Origin of the sequence: Paenibacillus sp. CECT 9249, assembly GCF_918697855.1 — a bacterium.
Lineage (GTDB): Bacteria > Bacillota > Bacilli > Paenibacillales > Paenibacillaceae > MSJ-34.
Genome location: NZ_CAKKLI010000039.1, coordinates 1 through 15,877, shown reverse-complemented (window position 1 = coordinate 15,877; position 15,877 = coordinate 1). Strand labels below are relative to the sequence as shown.

Sequence of the window (15,877 nt, the reverse complement as noted above, 5' to 3'; positions counted from 1 at the left end):
TTTTAATCAAATTCCTCTTTCTTACCGTCTTACCCGCATACCGTCCATCAGGAAGTCCTTCGAGCTATGCAAGATGACTTCCTGTTGATTGAACAAGCCTTCGGAAATCCCCGTTACGAACGAATTGCGGTCTGCTATTTTAACAGGGGTTTCCTCCACGCGATATGCGTTACCCAGCGGCCCGCTGTCGGTTTGCAGCGTGAAGACGTATGCGCCTCGCTCATCATAGCGGACCGCTTCGTTTGGCACAGTAAGGATCCGATTGACGCTCTGTTTGGAAATGGCAATCCGGACACGCTCTCCGCCTTGCAGCGTCGTATCCGCTATGGCAATCCGGACGACGCTGGAGGGAAGCGCTGGCAGAAGCTTCTCTGAAGCTTCCTCTGAAGGGGGAGGAGCCAGTTCCGGCACGTTCTCCTGGATATCCACAATCTTGCCGGTAAGCGTTCTGCCGTCCTTGCCCAATAACATGAGTTGATCCAGCGTTTCTCCAATTTCCAGCAAGCTTGCAACATCTCCCGGTACTTGGCACGCAATCTCAAATCCTTTTGCCGTATCCGCCAGTACGAGCTCCGGCGAGCCTGCCGACGCAAACCCGACCACGGCATTGAGCCTGACGACCACGCCATCGAACGGGGCAACGGACTGCCGATTTTCCGCAAGGGACTGCTCCAGTCGCTGGATACGGCGCTGCTGCGCAGCTTGATCAAGCTTGGCCGTTTCAATCGCAACTCTGGCGCTCTCCATCTGCTGCGCGTCCCCGCTGGTCGCGGCTTCCACATAGCTGCGCTGCAGCACACTCATGGACAAGTCTAGTTTCTTTGCCTCCGTTTGCAGATCCAGCAGTTGTTCCCTGGCCGCGCGGTCGTCATACGCGATCAGAGACTGGCCGCGCGAAACACGGTCGCCTGCCTGGACATCTATGCGTGTCACCTTCCAGCCTGCCGGGTTCACAATCTCTTTAGCGCCGACAGGCACTACCGTCGCCGTACCCTCGTATTGATGAACCATTGTTCCCGAGCCGGCAGCCACGAGATACACCTTCGGCAAAGCCAGGTTTCTCAGCGTGTTTCCGGCAAGCGTACATCCGACCAGCAGAACCACGAACAGACTTGTCAGCAATCGGAGCTGTTTTCTCCTAGATGAAGTCACCCGCTCTTCCATGACCCTCACTCCCGAATTTATCCTTTGATGCCCGATTGCTGAATGCCTTCCACGAAATAGGATTCCGCATAAAGAAATAACAGTACCATCGGGGCCATATACAACGCGGATGCTGCAAAGCCAACACCTCGCGCCGATTGATTGATTTGCGCCAAAAACAGGGACAGTGGCTGCTTCGCCGCATCCTGCAAAAAGATCAGCGGTTGTTCGACCATGTTCCAGTAGTCGACAAACAGCAGCACTGTCAGCGCCGCTAGGCCGGGCTTGGCAAGCGGAAGCATGATCCGTCCAAAAATGGTCCAATGACCGGCTCCATCGATCTTCGCAGCTTCCAGAAGCGCATAGGGGATATGAGCCATAAACTGCCGCATCATAAAAACCCCGAAGGCTCCGAAAACACCCGGCAAGATGATGGCCAGCTCGTTATTCATCAGTCCGAGCCGGTCCATCACAATATAATTGGGAACGAGCGTCACCTGAAACGGCATTAGCATCGTCATCAGGTACACCAGGAATAACGGGTCTCGCCCCCGAAACCGAAGTTTGGAGAAAGCAAAGGCCGCCAGGGAGCCGATCAGCGCCTGTCCAGCCACAATTGGCAGCACGAGCAACATGGAATTCCAGAACATCCTTAAAAATTTCGGGCTTAGAATCAGGACTTGCGCGTATTGCTCCATCGTCAGCATATCCGGCAGCAGCTTCAGATTGACGAATGCAGCCTGCCCATCGCCGGAAGCTTCGACCATCTTCCCAAGCAAAGCGTAATTCCGGCCAATTTCATCCTCCGTCATGAAGGAATTGAGTAGCGTGAATACAATCGGGAACAGCATCGCTGCGGCGCATATAGCGAGTGCAAGGGACAGCAGCAGTCGCGACACTCGTGTTTGTTTGGCCATTCTCGCACCTCCCCGCTACTCGGTAAACGTGCGAAACTGCCGTTCGGCGCGAAGCAGCCCCGCTACCAGCACGAGGATGCCACCGACCATAAGCGTTGCCGCGGCGGTCAATTTTTGCACATTCAAGGTAAAGAACATGTTATTCATGTAATGCTGAAGCATATACAGGCGGTCGTATGGGTAGTCTCCGGCCAGCAAATAGGCTTCACGGAAGACCTTGAACGAATTGATGATCGAGATCAGGAAGACAAAAAACATCGCTGGTGTCAGATAGACCAGTGTAATGTGACGAAATTGATAAAGTCTTCCTGCGCCTTCAAGAGAAGCCGTCTCGTAATAATCCTTTGGGATCGCCTGCAAGCCGGCCAGAAATAAAATCATGTTGTAGCCAATATTTTTCCAGATATACATCACGACAAGGATGCCCATCGACCAATCGGATTGCATCCAGTCCACTCTTGCCAAGCCGATCTGATGGGCCCACGCGTTCAGACTTCCGTTCCAATCGAACAGAATCTGCCAGACCGTCACGACCGAAACGACAGGCACGACAAGCGGCAGCATAATCGAGGTGCGAATCCACCCGCGAAAGTAAAGTGCTTTGTTCAGTAAAACCGCAAGCGTCAACGACAGGGCGATTAAAAGTGGAACGCCAATGCCCGTGAATAAGAACGTGTTCTGCGCAGCCTTTCGAAACGAGCCGCTGTGCAGCAGTTCGGCGTAATTCTCGAATCCGACAAGGGGTCCGCCAAGGGTGCCGTCCGTAAACGATTCGTACACGCCGAGCAGAAAGGGAAGCAGATAGAACATCGAAAAACCGATCAAGCTGGGAGCCAGGAAGATCGCAGCCGCCATCCCGTCTCCGCGCAAATGCCCCTTATTCATTCAAAAAGGTCGTCGCCTTGTTTTGAAGGAGCCGGGCGACATCTTCGGCAGATTTTTGTCCGGCGAAAAAGGCGGCTGACTCCTCAACGACCATATCCAATACCTTCCCGGATCCGTTGCGCTCCTGTGCCGCTTGATCGACAAAGTTTTCGAGCAAATCAAGCTGGGCTGCGTCCACATTGAACGTTTTCCCTTGCAGCGGGCCCATTTTATCCGGCGTGATGGTTCCTTTCTCCTTTAGCTTTTGAACCTCCTCCAGATAAAGCTGTTTATTAACGGGGAACCCAATCGAAGTGTGACGCAGCAAATACTTTAAGAAATCCCAGGCTTCGTCTTTCACCTTGGACTTGGCATTGACGGCAAGGTGATACCCTGTAGCGAAGGTAGCCCCTGCCGCAGCGCCCGTTGCATGCGGTTTGACATAAAAGGCAGTCTGCTCTCCAAACATCCGCAGGCTGGTCAAATAATCGGTCGGGGAACTGAGCGTGATATTGGAGAAATAAGCGGGACCCCCGGCAATAATGCCTTCGTCGAACATGCTTTTGATTTGCTTCAGCAGGTCGGAGAACGATTGGCTGTTAAAATGAGCTGTGCGCTTGGCCTCATCCACAAACATTCCATAATTATCGGTCATAATGCTGCGGACAAAGTAGTCGTGACCCGCGGCTGCGATCATCCCTTCCCCATTGCTGATGACAGCCTGATAGGGCCCTTTGGCTGCGAGCAGCTTTCGACCGGTAGCGACGAAGTCGTTCCATGTCCAATTCCGGTCATCGATCTTGACGCCGGTTTGGGCAAGGGCAGCTTGGTTGCCAATCATGCCGCTCAGACTGAACGTGAGCGGAACGCTGAACAACCCTTCATCGGACTTTCCGCTTTCCAGCACGCGGGTGAAATAATCGTCTTTACGGAAGGTTTTATCCTGATCCATTCGTTTTCCCAGATCATCGAGCAGGTGACGCGCCGCATAATCCTCCGCGGAAAGGTAGCGAAGATCCAGCAGATCGGGACCTTGCCCAGCCAGCATGGCCGCGTTGGTCGAAGTCACGTACTTTTCCATATCCGCCATCATCTGCGCTTCATCTCCCCACTCATCGCTGTAGGGGGTGGACAAACCGTATTGCAGCTTGATTTCAATACCGGGGTGGTCGGCTTCATACGCCTTGATCGCCTGCTCATATTGTTCGTTCGGCCAGAAGGTGGCGAATACGATCGTTTTGCGTCCCCCGGAAGAAGCGCCTTGCTGCTCGATGCCGGTTTCGTTAGCATTCCGGTTTTGAGTGGTCCTCTGATCCGTGCCTGTATTTGCCTGGCTGCTGTTAGTACCGGGAGCGGCACTGCATGCGGCCAGAAACAGCGTGACCAACGAAAGGGTGATCCATTTCCAACTCCATTTTTTCATCCTATCCTGCTCCTTTTTTCATTGGGCTACCTGATAACGTTCATGCGAACCTCTTCTCTGTGACATCTACACTATACAAAACAGATGTCTCCAAATCGTCGTTCAGTTGTGAACAAGTTGTCTCCAAATGACGAAATTTCAATCAACAGCTGTTGATCTTCGGAGTACAGCCCAAAAAACCGCAAGCTCTTTGTGAGCTTACGGTTCCTTACACGGTATGAAACGAATGCCGCATGCCTTCAACGAAACCGCACGATCAGCGTTTGACGCTGCGCATCGCCCGCCCCGGTCGGAACGGGGATCGGGACGTTGGGCTCGGACTGAACGTACCATTTGCTCCCATCGATCAGCAAAGCGCCGCTATCCCCGTTCCAGATTAATTGCGCAGGAATAATCCCTTGATAAACGGTTTCCTGGTAGATGATATTGTTGCCTTGCAGCTTGCCTGCAAAGACCGATTCCTTCTCCGACTGGGTATAGGCAATCGACTTGCGGTCGGGGGAAAGACTAAAGAAGCCCGTTTTCTCCAGCAAAATGGAAAGCTCCCGATTTCGATTGTCGTATTGAAACAAGGTGCCGTCCTGCGCCAGAAACAGAAACCGGTCATCATCCACCCAAACGCTATCCGTTCCGCCGCTGGCGTGGTCGTACTGCACTTCAAACTCCGTTCCGTTTCGCTTGGCCATCACAACCTTCGTCCTGTCATCGATCAACGCGCTGTAGCCATCATCGGATAACACAACCGAAGCCCATGGATTGATTTCGATATTGCCTTGAATCCGTATCGCTTGAAGCTCTTTCTGACGGACATCGCAGCGCATAATCCACGCTTGCTTGCTCTTGTTCTCCACCGCTATAAAGGAAATATATCGACTATTGGCGGACCAGCGCAAGGCTTTCGTGTCCATCTCCTGTCCAGATTCCGCAGAGACGGCAAGCCGATGGACCTCCTGATTCTGCACAGAGGTAAGCGTCAATGTCTGGCCTGCTCCGCCGGCCAGCCACTGGCCGTCCGGCGATAACCGGAGCATACCGGGCGAAGCAGAGTCGATTCTCGTCAGCAAGGCCGGTGCTTCATAGGGAGGCGCAAGCCGCTGCAAGATCTGCTGTCCGCGCGTTGGTTCGGCCTTCTGTCGGTCGTCGTCCGGCAACAGTCCTGCGAGCTCCGCGTTATCCAACCACCCGAGTAGTTGCATTCGGCTGCCCAAGGCTTCAGGAATGCGAAATATCGTTTGAACTTGAAAAGGGTTGCCGGGCTCGTTGGCCTCTTGTTCGCCCTCCATATCGGAAATCACGTAGGTTTCATAGTCGGGTCGTCCGATGCAGCCAGCCAGCGGCAACAGCAGAAGGAGGGTGATGAGGAGAACCGCGGTTTGTTTCCAACGTTTCATCATGGCATCGCCCCCCCTTCGGCTTCGGGTATTTCGACAAAAACGGTTGTCCGGCGATCGACGCTTTCCATACGGATGCTCCCACCATGCTCTTCTACAATGGATTTGACGATGCTAAGACCAAGACCGATACTCCCTTCCTCCACCGCAGTCCGTTCTCCCGCATAAAACGGCTTAAAGACATTCGCCAGCTTGTCGGGCGGTACCGTATCACCGACATTGCTGAACATGAAATGAACTGCCAATGCCTCGCGTCGTGCTGAAACCTCGATTTCCGAGTACGGGTCGCTGTATTTGATGGCATTGTCCAGCAAATTAATGAAGAGTTGACGGAGACGATCCGCTTGACCATCGACCTTCAGATCAGGCTCCAATGCAAGGCGGATGTGCTTCTTGTAGCGTTGGGCTCTCATTTCCATCGTCTCGCATACATCATGAAGCAGCGTATTCAGCTCGACAGGCTCCGCCTCGACCTTGCCAACACTTCCTCGCGACACCTCCAGCAGGTTTAGCACCATGCTGTGGAGTCTCCGGCTTTCCTCTACGATATGCCGCATCCCCTTGACGAAAAAAGCCTTATCGCTTTCCCCGTTCTCACGAATGATTTCGGCGTAGCCGAGGATCGACGTTAGCGGTGTTTTCAGCTCATGCGTAACATTGTCAAAAAAGCGTTTCTCCTGTGCGTTCAACATCTTCAAGCGGTCGCGGTCACGGGCAATTGTCGCAATTTGCTTGCTGATTTGGGCGATCATGACGTTAAAATTGTTGGTTAGTCGTCCGATTTCATCTTTTCGCCGGAACGAAAGCCGAACGTCGAGGTTGCCTTGAATGACGGCGGTAGAGGCACGCGTTAATTGCACCAGCGGTACGGCAATGTGTCTCGACAGTAAATAAGAGAACAGGAAAGCGACCGCAAATATGGCTATGGCAATATAAAAAATCAATCTCCGAATTTGGCTGCTCTGCTCGTACAAGGTCGAGAAGTCTTTGGAAAAGCGCAGAATGCCGACTTTTACGCCATCCACCACAACCGGATAGGAAAAGAGGACCGTCCCCAGGCTGTCACGATGCATGAGGGTGTAGGCCGCTTTACCTTCCGTAGCCAATCGAAAGTCCTCGTCCGGTTTGTCCATAAACCTTAGCGGATCGGAGGCGTACAGCAAACGGCCGTCGACAGTATAGGCGCTCACATCGTTTGAGGTGGCGCGGCGCAAGTCGTTCACCATTTCCTCGGCCATCTGTCCGAAGTACGAGTCATTGTTTGAATAATGATTGATCAGAAAGGCTTGCCGGACATAGACGCTGCTGTTATTTTTCAGCCCGATCAGGTCCGAGGCGATGAGCTTCTGATTGCTTCGTTGGATATATTGGTCCACGGCCAGGTTGAGCACAAGAAACGAAAGACTGAAAATCAGGAAAAAACCGACGGCAAACTTGGCCCTTATTGTCCTGAACATGCCTATTCAACCCGCTTCTCAAACTTATAGCCGACGCCGAACACAGTGATGATCCAATCGGCAGCATCCAGCTTCTTGCGGAGCCGTTGGATGTGCGTATCCACCGTTCGCATATCTCCGGGAAAATCATAGCCCCAAACGACATCGAGCAGTTCGGCGCGCGAAAAAATTTTGCCCTTTGATCGGTACAAGGCCATCAACAAATCAAATTCCTTTGGCGTCAATTCAACGGGGACCTCCGCTTTGGCGACATATCGTTCCTCGGGATGAATCACGATATCCCGAAAGCGAATAACCTCGGCAGTCGTATCCGCCTGATGCTGTTGAAGTTGCGCGATTCGTCGAAGCATCGTTCGCACGCGGGCCACCACTTCGCGCAAGTCGAACGGTTTGGTAATGTAATCGTCAGCGCCGAATTCCAAGCCGAGTATTTTATCCGTGATATCGGAGCGAGCGGTAATCATGAGGATGGGCAAATTATAGCGGGCCGTCACCTGCTTGCAGATGTCCAAACCGCTTTGATCGGGCAGCATCCAGTCCAGCAGCAAGACATCCGGACGGAATTCCTCTAATTGCTGCAGACCGCCAGCACCGTCACTCGCCGTTCTCGTTTCGAAGCCTTCGCGGCTTAACCCGTAGGCCAGCAAATCCGCAATCGCTTCTTCGTCCTCGATAATCAGAATTTTTGTTTTCTCCATCAGACTCACCGTCCTTTACATCTGTTTAAGCATACGCGGCTTCCATTTCTAATCGGCTTAACTCGCGGCTTCTTGCAGTCAATGAAGCGCGAATGGCCGTCTTCCATTTCAGCTAATCGTACATCCTTTAATAGATACAAGCAAATGGAGTAGCAGAAGCCTTGATAGACCCGCAGTACGTTTGCTTTTTGTCGAACACTCATTTCGTACCCCTATTCTTCGACAACACATGCCCTGCGAAGCTCATGCAGGAATGTCCACCATCACGAGGAGGTGGACATTCCAATTCCGATTTTAGTAGACGCAAACCTCCATTTGGACGCCTGGCTCTTAAAAGCCGAGAAGATTGGACTTTTCCTTCTGAACCTTGTGTCATTGGCCGGAAGAACGCCTGCCTCGAGCGCTTCCCCGAATGATTTTCTTTTTCTCTTCGTCTGAAAAATCCGTTCTGCGATTCACAAAAGCTGTAAATGTCCCCAACAAATCATCCATGGTCATGTAGTCGTCGATCACCAATGCCTTCGGAGAGTCCGCTGCCTCCTTGGTCGTGTTATTGGACTGTGGCTTCTCGTTTGCGCCCTTTTGATTGCCGGTGTTGGATTGCGGTATCTGCGCGCCGCTGTTCGGATCGCCGGAATCGGCACGCGGCTTCTGTCCATCGCTTTTTTGACCGCTGGAAGCAGGCTTTATCCTTGTTATCGACCTCTTCAATATAAAGCAGAGATATCATCAAAGCTTGACCAACATGTCAACAACTTATCTCCAAACTTCCTGTATAAGCAAAAAACGTCTCAAGGGGAGTTTACACAAAAGCTTTGCATACGCCCCCTCGAGCACTCTTCTCCGTTGTGATGACCGTGTTATCTGGCATGATGCCGGAGCAAAAATACGTTCGCCCGGCATCTGCTCTCTAGTACCTTTTTCTCTTCTGATGCAGAAGAATGGCATAGCACTCCTTAATATCTTAAATCCACCGTAGATGTATGGAGTTCGTTAGAATTTGAAACAATGGCTGAAAAAGAAAATGATCGATGCTGTAATCAAAACCAAGCAAACGATCAATAACCGCCGCGGCGAAGGGTTTGTCGATACGGCGGTCAAAATTCTGATGGCCGCCGTCATCGGAGGGCTGGTATTGGCTGGCCACAGCGTCAAACTGGTCGGTATGGCCCGCAAGCTCATGAAAGCCGGGTGATACCATGTCAACGCTGGAAGAACCGGCCCAGGCGATTATTATACTCATTCGCCTAGGCTGTGTCTGCCGCTTCATTTATTGCATGGTTCGCCTTTCGGGAGCCGACGAAGAAGCAAACAAATACAAGAAGGTGCCCGCAATGTCGTTCTGTTTTTTGTCCTCGCGGAGAGCTTCTGGCAAGTGAAGGAACTGGTGATTTACTACTATAAGTAACACGAAAGTCATCTCATCATCGATCAGGTTCCCAATCATCATCCGCTGGCGTTCCGCTATACGCAATATTTTCCGTCACATCCGCGCTTCGATCATCTACCCAAATTCGGAGCGAACGGGAATGTACAATCTCGGCCAGCATGTCGATCCGCTTCCGCAAGGCAAAGCAAAGCGCCTCACATCTCGCTTCATCAATAAACAGCGAACCTTGCAATATTTCCCGAAACTCATCCTCGATGCCGCGCAGCGCTGACAAGTCGAGCCAATCAAAGGACGTGACCAGTTTGATCTGTTCCTGATGGTCTTGTTTAAAAGGCTTGCAGACCAGCTTGGCTGTCGGCGAGATCAGTGCTTGCGGCTTGGAAAACCATAGTGACGAACCGCTGTCGTAAATCGGAGCGGCCCCGATCCATTCGAGTGTTTCCGCGTTGCGAATAACGCCGAAGTTGTTCTGATGCCGATCTTCGTTGGCAATCAGGTAATCCACCACAATCATGCGATCCATCGCCTCAACCATGCCAGGAATGCCAAGTGCCTCACAGCAATTCAAATAATGCTGATAGACCGAGGTATGATTCGGCTTTTGCCGCGTCTGCATCACATACCAGGCCGTCACAAGCTCGGTTTGCGGCGTGATGAAATTCTCGCAGACGCTATACGGATACTCGTCTTGCACGAGCAACGTATAGGAGACATGCGGGATGCCAAGCCGCTCCATTAATCGGCTTGCCAACACCTCATTGTAGGGTTCCTGTTGGATCGCTCCGCTTCCCCCTTTGATGAGGCAGCGTTTCCCGTCTATAACCGTCCATTTCTTTTTTAACCAGCCGTCCGAAGTGTTGTCCGGCGACATTAAGCTAATGTTTTCGCCGGTCGTCCGTAATCCGAGCAATAGGTTTCCCACATCTTCAGAAAAGTCATTTTCAAAAAAATTGAGCCGTGACCAGTCGGCTTCCGCATTCGAGGGACAAATCCAGTATTGATCGGACAGGCTGAGACCGAGGCTCTTGTCAAGCAGTTTGTGGGTTGTGGCTACGCTAAGTGCGGCCAGCGCTTCTTGAATCCCGTCCCGGCTGGCCGGAATGGCGCGGCCATGCCACCATTCATTAAGCGCGGCGCGGTCGATACGGCCTTTTTTGACCGGAATGCCAACGGGAACATGGCGTTCGTCATGCATACCGGCAATGGCGGAAATCGCGCCCGTCGCGTCATCCAGTTCAATGTCAGCAACCGCAACATCTTTATGTTTCAGCACATATTTTCGGTTCCAGGCATCCGCCATATCACCAACTCCTCTACCTATCCTCTTTTAAACGAATCTGTTTGTTCAAGTTACTTCTATCATAACTCAAATTCCTTTTTTTTGCTTCTTTTTCGTCTATCGTCATAGCAGCTCTCGCCATTGCCCTATTGATTTGGCTGATAGGCGTCAGCGTTCCGCTTACCGTCGTCGTCTTCTTAATCGGTGTTTCTGCTTCCGCGATGATGACGACCAAAGTTTTGCGAAAGCACAGAAATTTTACCCGTATTCAAAACTGCCAAACAGACCGCTTTTCCGCTTGTACCCTTTCTTGCGGATGGCGGTCTGTTTGGGTTTACTCTTCAAATGTTACGTGAATGGGCAAGTCCGCACACAACTGCTCTCGATTATAGTAACTTGTTACCGCGCCATTAAGTATAACTTTTTTGTTCAATCGATCCCCCGAATGCCCGGCTCAACAGATAATGCATCCCAAACGCTCATCAGTTGAGTTATGGCAGCATCAATGGCCTCGTGTGGAACACCGTCCCGGGCTTGCGTGGAAATTCCTCGTAGAAATGTTTCAAATAACATAACCACCATGGAGATATCCGTGGATTCGGGGAACTCACCGTTAGCTACGGCTCGTTCTATACATTCTTTTATCCAACCCCGAACCCTCTCTCGTTCCTTAGACAGCAGAGCTCGAATATGTTGTTGCTCGGGCGAACAGTTTACGGCGGACAAAACCAACAGACAACCTAAAGGATGGGAGTTCTCTGTCTGCATCCGCGCCGATTGCCGCAGTCCCAGTTCCATTGCTGCTTTCGGTGTCAAGCTTGTATCCCTGAAAGATTCCGAAACATGTCCATAAGTAGATATATATAGATCCACCGCTTCTCGGAACAGCGCTTCCTTGGATTCAAACGCCGCATAAAAACTCGCCGCCGAAATATCCCCCATCGCCGCCCGCAGCCGAGCCAGTGAAGTGGATTCAAAGCCGTACTCCCAGAACAACAGCATGGCGGCGGCCACCGCCTCGTCACGATTAAATGAGCGTGGACGTCCCGTTCGTGGCATAAGATGACCTCCTTTATTAATTTTATACTAATCGATCCGGAAGTCCTTGACAAGGGAGCGTGGTTAAACTTAATATATGGAATGATCGATCTAATATTCTATTCGGTTTAACTGGAGAACTCATGGTTTTTGCTCAATATTTCTGTAAAGGATGTGTCGCCGGATGATAATCTTTAGAGACAAAACATATCGCTGTACCTCGGAAATTGTACTGGGCTTATTCAGCGGCAAATGGAAAATATCGATATTAAACCAATTGGCCAAAGGCCCAGTACGTTTTAATCAGCTACAGCGGCTGCTTCCCGACGCAACCCAACGCATGCTTACGATGCAGCTAAGAACGTTGGAAAGCGACGGACTCATTATTCGCAAGGTTTATCCGGTTTCGCCCCCAAAAGTGGAATATGGCTTGTCCAAGCTGGGCGAACAATTGGCTCCCATGCTCACGATGTTATGCGATTTTGGCACCACCTATATCGAGAGTTATCCCGATGAAGTATCGTACACCAACCAAAAGCATGCCTAAGGAGCCGCTTCAAATATTGACACTTTAAGAGGTACCCAGGGCGGGTACCTCTTAACCTAATATTCCGTGATCACAAGCTTCCTTCGTATTGGCCGCGCAGCCCGTTCTCCTCTTTAGATGCGCTGCGAGTTCCCCGATCTAAACGATAATTGATCAAAGCCAGCACGGCTGCCAAAACAGCCACAATTCCCCCGGACCATGAAAGATCAATAAGCTCCATGTTCGTCGTGACAAAACCTCCCAAAGCGGATCCCATCGCAATCCCGACATTGACGGATACGGAGGTTAAGGACGAAGCCAAGTCTCTGGCCTCGGGAACATGCCGATCGGCCCAATCCATGAAGTACAACTGCATCGTCGAGTTCATGAGGTAGACAACGAGAGCCATAAATGAGATGCTGACGAGTCCCCCGGCAAGCGAGCCGGAAGATACATAAATTGAGGCGAGAATGACGGCCTGAATCAGGAATACATAGCGAATTTTCCCCATCCCGCCACCGGCAGCCAGCTTCCCCCCTATTAACGTGCTAAAGATGGACACGATACCATAAAGTAAAAAGACGAGACTAATATATTGCGCCGGCACAAAAAGCACGTCCTGGAGCAAAGGGGCTAAATACGTATAGACGCTATAAGTTGCTGCAATGCTTAACGCAGGAATAAAGAAAGCAAGCACGATTCTGGGATAGGCGAATAATCTGAGTTGTTTTTTGAGTGAACTCCGCGCTCCCTTCAGTCCCCTGGGAATGGTTGCAAAGCTTGCTATTAGTGAAACGATCCCCAATAGCGTGGTAAACCAATAAGACATATGCCACCCGCCCCATTGCCCGATGAAAGTGCCAAGAGGAACGCCAAGGACGCTGGCCACGGTGAAACCCGTAAAGATGATGGAGATCGCAGGCCCTCTTTTTTCCAGTGGCACCGTTTCACTGGCCACCGCCATCGCAAGCGCAATCAAGACGCCGGTAACCACGGCCGTGATCACTCTGGAAACCAGAAGCAGACCATACGATCCGGATATCGCCGTGATCATATTCCCGACAATAAATACGCCGATCAAAGCAAGGATGAGCGGGTACTTGGAGAATCGGCTGAATAACGCCGTGAAGATCGGGGTACCTATGGCAAAAGACAGGGCAAAAGCCGACACCAGGGAGCCTGCGGCCGATATGGCGATCTTCATGTCCGAGGCCACTTCGGTTAATAATCCGACCATCACAAATTCACTGGTTCCCAGGACAAAAGTCAATAAAAATAAATTCAAAGTCAGAAGCTTGTGTTGTCTAGTCAATATAAATCTCCTCCTGCTCCTATCCGGATGGACAGTGAATCTCGTTTGGTTTAAAGACTTACAGCACTAAAAATTGCGTTCCGAACCCCTTGCCGGAAACATAAGCCGCCTCCAACTCCTCCTTATCCCCTTTGTCCAATAAAACCACATTTTCGGGATACAGTTTGCCTAGCAACGCCCATAATACAAGTTCATTTCCGCCGGTTGGAATGAAATGAATGCCATCGGTATTCGTCACCAATCCGGAATGCGAGAGAATGTCTGCCGCAAGGTGCCAGCTGAGGGAGTCTCGCTTCGCGGCTGCTGCATCGGCATTGTCGTTTCCATACGGACGATATAAAAACCGATGTCCCCTAAAAAGCTGACCGAGATCTACCGTAAACTCGCGGCCTTCCATTTCCAGACTGAACCGCAGGATCGATCGGTCGGTACCGGCAATTGGCAGCAACCGGGCGATGGATGGTTCATCGTAATGCTCTCCCGAAACAGGAAGCGTTTCTTTGTTCCCTGGTTTGCCTGCTCCCGCTTCGTTACGCGGCGCTGCATAATAATCTTCATATTCGTAATCGAAGGAGACCGCAGCCCATTCTTGTGTTTCATCTGCCCCTATGGTTTGTACCGGATGCCACTTCAGCAGATAGCGTGCCGCCGTCCGGGCCGACTCTCCCAAACCCGCCGGCAGGACGGTTCCCAGACGATATTGGAAGCCGTAACCGGCGGCAATCAGGCCGGAGCCGACGACACTTTGCGCATATTGAACAATTGATCTGTGAGTCAACTTCTTCCCGAGCAATTGCGTTAAAAAGATCTCCCGGGCCGGCTCCAAAAAACGCAGTCCTTTGAATCCCGTATGTTCCTCGACTTCAAACGGAACCTCCTCCCAATTGGCGAACGGAAGCAAGGCATCCCGCAGCAGAACGAATTGGTGCAGGTATTCATTATAAATCTGCATGATCTTTGGACCGCCATAGGGGCCCCATACCTGAGCGATAGCTTCCGGGATCAGGGGATGACCATAACAGTGACTGCGAAATTCCAGCTTTCCGAGCGTTTCCGGCCCATACTTAGCGAGCGCGTTTTTCTCGGAATTAATTTCCCGGGCCCAGCTTACCAATTGCTCGCCGATGCGCACCGCCTGAGCCGTAATCTCGGCCCCGGCTTTATCCTCAAGAGCCAATGGCCCCAGCGGCAAAGACGACAAGCGTCCGGAAATCGCCAAATTGGCTTGAAGGCTGTCCAAGAGCACCGTCGGATCGCCGTTCACCGGTTCGCCAAGCTGAACCAGCATCGCCTCGAGCATCTTATCGAGCTCCATAACGACCTCTTTTGCCCGATATACACCGGCAGGCAAATTCCAATCCAAGGCGGCGTTCACACCCTGTCTGATGGAGTCGCCAGGATACTTGCCAATAAGAGATTCAATATCGATAGCCTTCCCCCATACAATTCGCTTATCTTTCAAAATAAGTTGATATTCCCGCATACCTTCGCACCTCATCTATGATTTTTTAAACGATCGTACCCTCACCGAAATATGGATCGATCGTTCTATATGTTAGGTTATCAAGTTCCCCTACGCTTGAAAAGTACGCACTTTTTTGTATGATCCGATCATTTTTGTAAGGTAGGATACTTTTTGATACTGGGATTATGGGGAGTCTTTATACAAATATACATACCTCTGAATTTGAGCGATCGGCATTCCTGTTGCTCGAAGCGCAGTAACAAAACTTTATCATTTTTCCCCAGGAAACTAACGGAACTACCTGATTTGTAATGAATTGTTTATTGTTTTGTGATCTTTTTACAACTTGGTTTGAGATACTCGTTTGTTATGATTCTTCTTGCGGACATGGACGGCAAATATCGCGAGTAAGGGCTTGTTCTACGCAAAACTTGGAACACGGCAGTTTCTCGTTTTTTCCATTCGGCGCTCTATTTTGTCTCACGCTTTTTTCTTTTGTGGCAGTTCGCATCTATGCGATTCGTCATCGCTACAGAGATTCCAATCTAAAAGACCGTGACATCGCATTGATTCTAAAAGGGCGGATGGCTAGGGGTGAAATCGACGATACGTCTAAGGCGAACGTATTTCATTCCGTTTTATGTCTTGGGCTAAACGAAAGGATAAGTATACGGATGAAAAAAATATTGGGATTACTTATGTCTTTTGTACTGGTTCTAAGTCTATGGCTTGTTCGGATTTTTTGGATCCTTAGGTAATTAAATTGACGACGGTCGCAAATTTGCAGAAAAACGGACGCCTCCCTAGGATGAGTATGTACTGGGTTGTAACCCTCAGAACTCACCTTAGTCCAGCGGTAAGATGTCAAGTCCCTGATTCTTGAGAATTGGAAATTTTCTTGGCCGTAAAGCAAGGGAGTCAGGGAAAATGACAGCACCAAACTAAACCCAGCCCGAAAATCAAGTCATTTACCA

At 50.8% G+C, this 15,877-nt stretch carries 15 protein-coding genes; 2 read left to right on the top strand and 13 right to left on the bottom strand.

Annotated features, from left to right (window positions below; all coding sequences use genetic code 11):
• Positions 1-21: 21 nt before the first annotated feature.
• The 8 genes from LQ229_RS20745 to LQ229_RS20710 form a co-directional block, all read right to left on the bottom strand.
• Positions 22-1,164 carry a hypothetical protein gene (locus LQ229_RS20745; protein WP_230192786.1) on the bottom strand — a complete coding sequence of 381 codons (1,143 nt, stop codon included), beginning with the start codon at positions 1,162-1,164 and terminating at the stop codon, positions 22-24.
• A 17-nt stretch (positions 1,165-1,181) separates the two neighbouring features.
• Positions 1,182-2,060: a carbohydrate ABC transporter permease gene (locus tag LQ229_RS20740; RefSeq protein ID WP_230192785.1), complete on the bottom strand. Its 879-nt coding sequence runs from the start codon at positions 2,058-2,060 to the stop codon at positions 1,182-1,184.
• 15 nt (positions 2,061-2,075) lie between these two features.
• Positions 2,076-2,945, bottom strand: a complete 870-nt coding sequence (locus LQ229_RS20735; RefSeq protein WP_230192784.1) for a sugar ABC transporter permease — start codon at positions 2,943-2,945, stop codon at positions 2,076-2,078.
• Positions 2,938-4,347, bottom strand: coding sequence for an extracellular solute-binding protein (locus LQ229_RS20730; RefSeq protein WP_230192783.1), 1,410 nt, complete (start codon positions 4,345-4,347; stop codon positions 2,938-2,940). The genes LQ229_RS20735 and LQ229_RS20730 overlap by 8 nt, the downstream gene beginning before the upstream one ends.
• A gap of 239 nt (positions 4,348-4,586) precedes the next feature.
• On the bottom strand, positions 4,587-5,741 hold the full coding sequence (locus LQ229_RS20725; protein ID WP_230192782.1) for a hypothetical protein: 1,155 nt from the start codon (positions 5,739-5,741) through the stop codon (positions 4,587-4,589).
• On the bottom strand, positions 5,738-7,195 hold the full coding sequence (locus tag LQ229_RS20720) for a HAMP domain-containing sensor histidine kinase (RefSeq protein ID WP_230192781.1): 1,458 nt from the start codon (positions 7,193-7,195) through the stop codon (positions 5,738-5,740). Before LQ229_RS20720 ends, LQ229_RS20725 begins: the two co-directional genes overlap by 4 nt.
• Positions 7,196-7,197: 2 nt before the next feature.
• The gene (locus LQ229_RS20715; protein ID WP_230192780.1) at positions 7,198-7,893 is read right to left on the bottom strand and encodes a response regulator transcription factor; all 696 of its coding nucleotides are present in this window, start codon (positions 7,891-7,893) and stop codon (positions 7,198-7,200) included.
• Positions 7,894-8,265: 372 nt separating this feature from the next.
• The gene (locus LQ229_RS20710; protein WP_230192779.1) at positions 8,266-8,604 is read right to left on the bottom strand and encodes a hypothetical protein; all 339 of its coding nucleotides are present in this window, start codon (positions 8,602-8,604) and stop codon (positions 8,266-8,268) included.
• Positions 8,605-8,893: 289 nt separating this feature from the next.
• Here LQ229_RS20710 and LQ229_RS20705 point away from each other — a divergent pair, with 289 nt between their 5' ends.
• Positions 8,894-9,088, top strand: a complete 195-nt coding sequence (locus LQ229_RS20705) for a DUF6133 family protein (RefSeq protein WP_230192778.1) — start codon at positions 8,894-8,896, stop codon at positions 9,086-9,088.
• Between the two features lie 229 nt (positions 9,089-9,317).
• Here LQ229_RS20705 and LQ229_RS20700 read toward each other — a convergent pair whose 3' ends face one another.
• The 3 genes from LQ229_RS20700 to LQ229_RS20690 form a co-directional block, all read right to left on the bottom strand.
• Entirely contained in the window at positions 9,318-10,583 is a 1,266-nt protein-coding gene (locus tag LQ229_RS20700) for a HipA domain-containing protein (RefSeq protein WP_230192777.1), read from the bottom strand.
• Between the two features lie 13 nt (positions 10,584-10,596).
• Positions 10,597-10,797: a hypothetical protein gene (locus tag LQ229_RS20695; protein WP_230192776.1), complete on the bottom strand. Its 201-nt coding sequence runs from the start codon at positions 10,795-10,797 to the stop codon at positions 10,597-10,599.
• Positions 10,798-10,991: 194 nt separating this feature from the next.
• Positions 10,992-11,621, bottom strand: coding sequence for a TetR/AcrR family transcriptional regulator (locus LQ229_RS20690; RefSeq protein WP_230192775.1), 630 nt, complete (start codon positions 11,619-11,621; stop codon positions 10,992-10,994).
• A gap of 163 nt (positions 11,622-11,784) precedes the next feature.
• Here LQ229_RS20690 and LQ229_RS20685 point away from each other — a divergent pair, with 163 nt between their 5' ends.
• Positions 11,785-12,147: a helix-turn-helix domain-containing protein gene (locus LQ229_RS20685; RefSeq protein ID WP_230192774.1), complete on the top strand. Its 363-nt coding sequence runs from the start codon at positions 11,785-11,787 to the stop codon at positions 12,145-12,147.
• Positions 12,148-12,217: 70 nt separating this feature from the next.
• Here LQ229_RS20685 and LQ229_RS20680 read toward each other — a convergent pair whose 3' ends face one another.
• Positions 12,218-13,438 (bottom strand): MFS transporter, encoded by a 1,221-nt coding sequence (locus tag LQ229_RS20680; protein WP_230192773.1) that lies wholly within the window; start codon positions 13,436-13,438, stop codon positions 12,218-12,220.
• Between the two features lie 58 nt (positions 13,439-13,496).
• The gene (locus LQ229_RS20675; protein ID WP_230192772.1) at positions 13,497-14,900 is read right to left on the bottom strand and encodes a hypothetical protein; all 1,404 of its coding nucleotides are present in this window, start codon (positions 14,898-14,900) and stop codon (positions 13,497-13,499) included.
• Positions 14,901-15,877 lie beyond the last annotated feature (977 nt).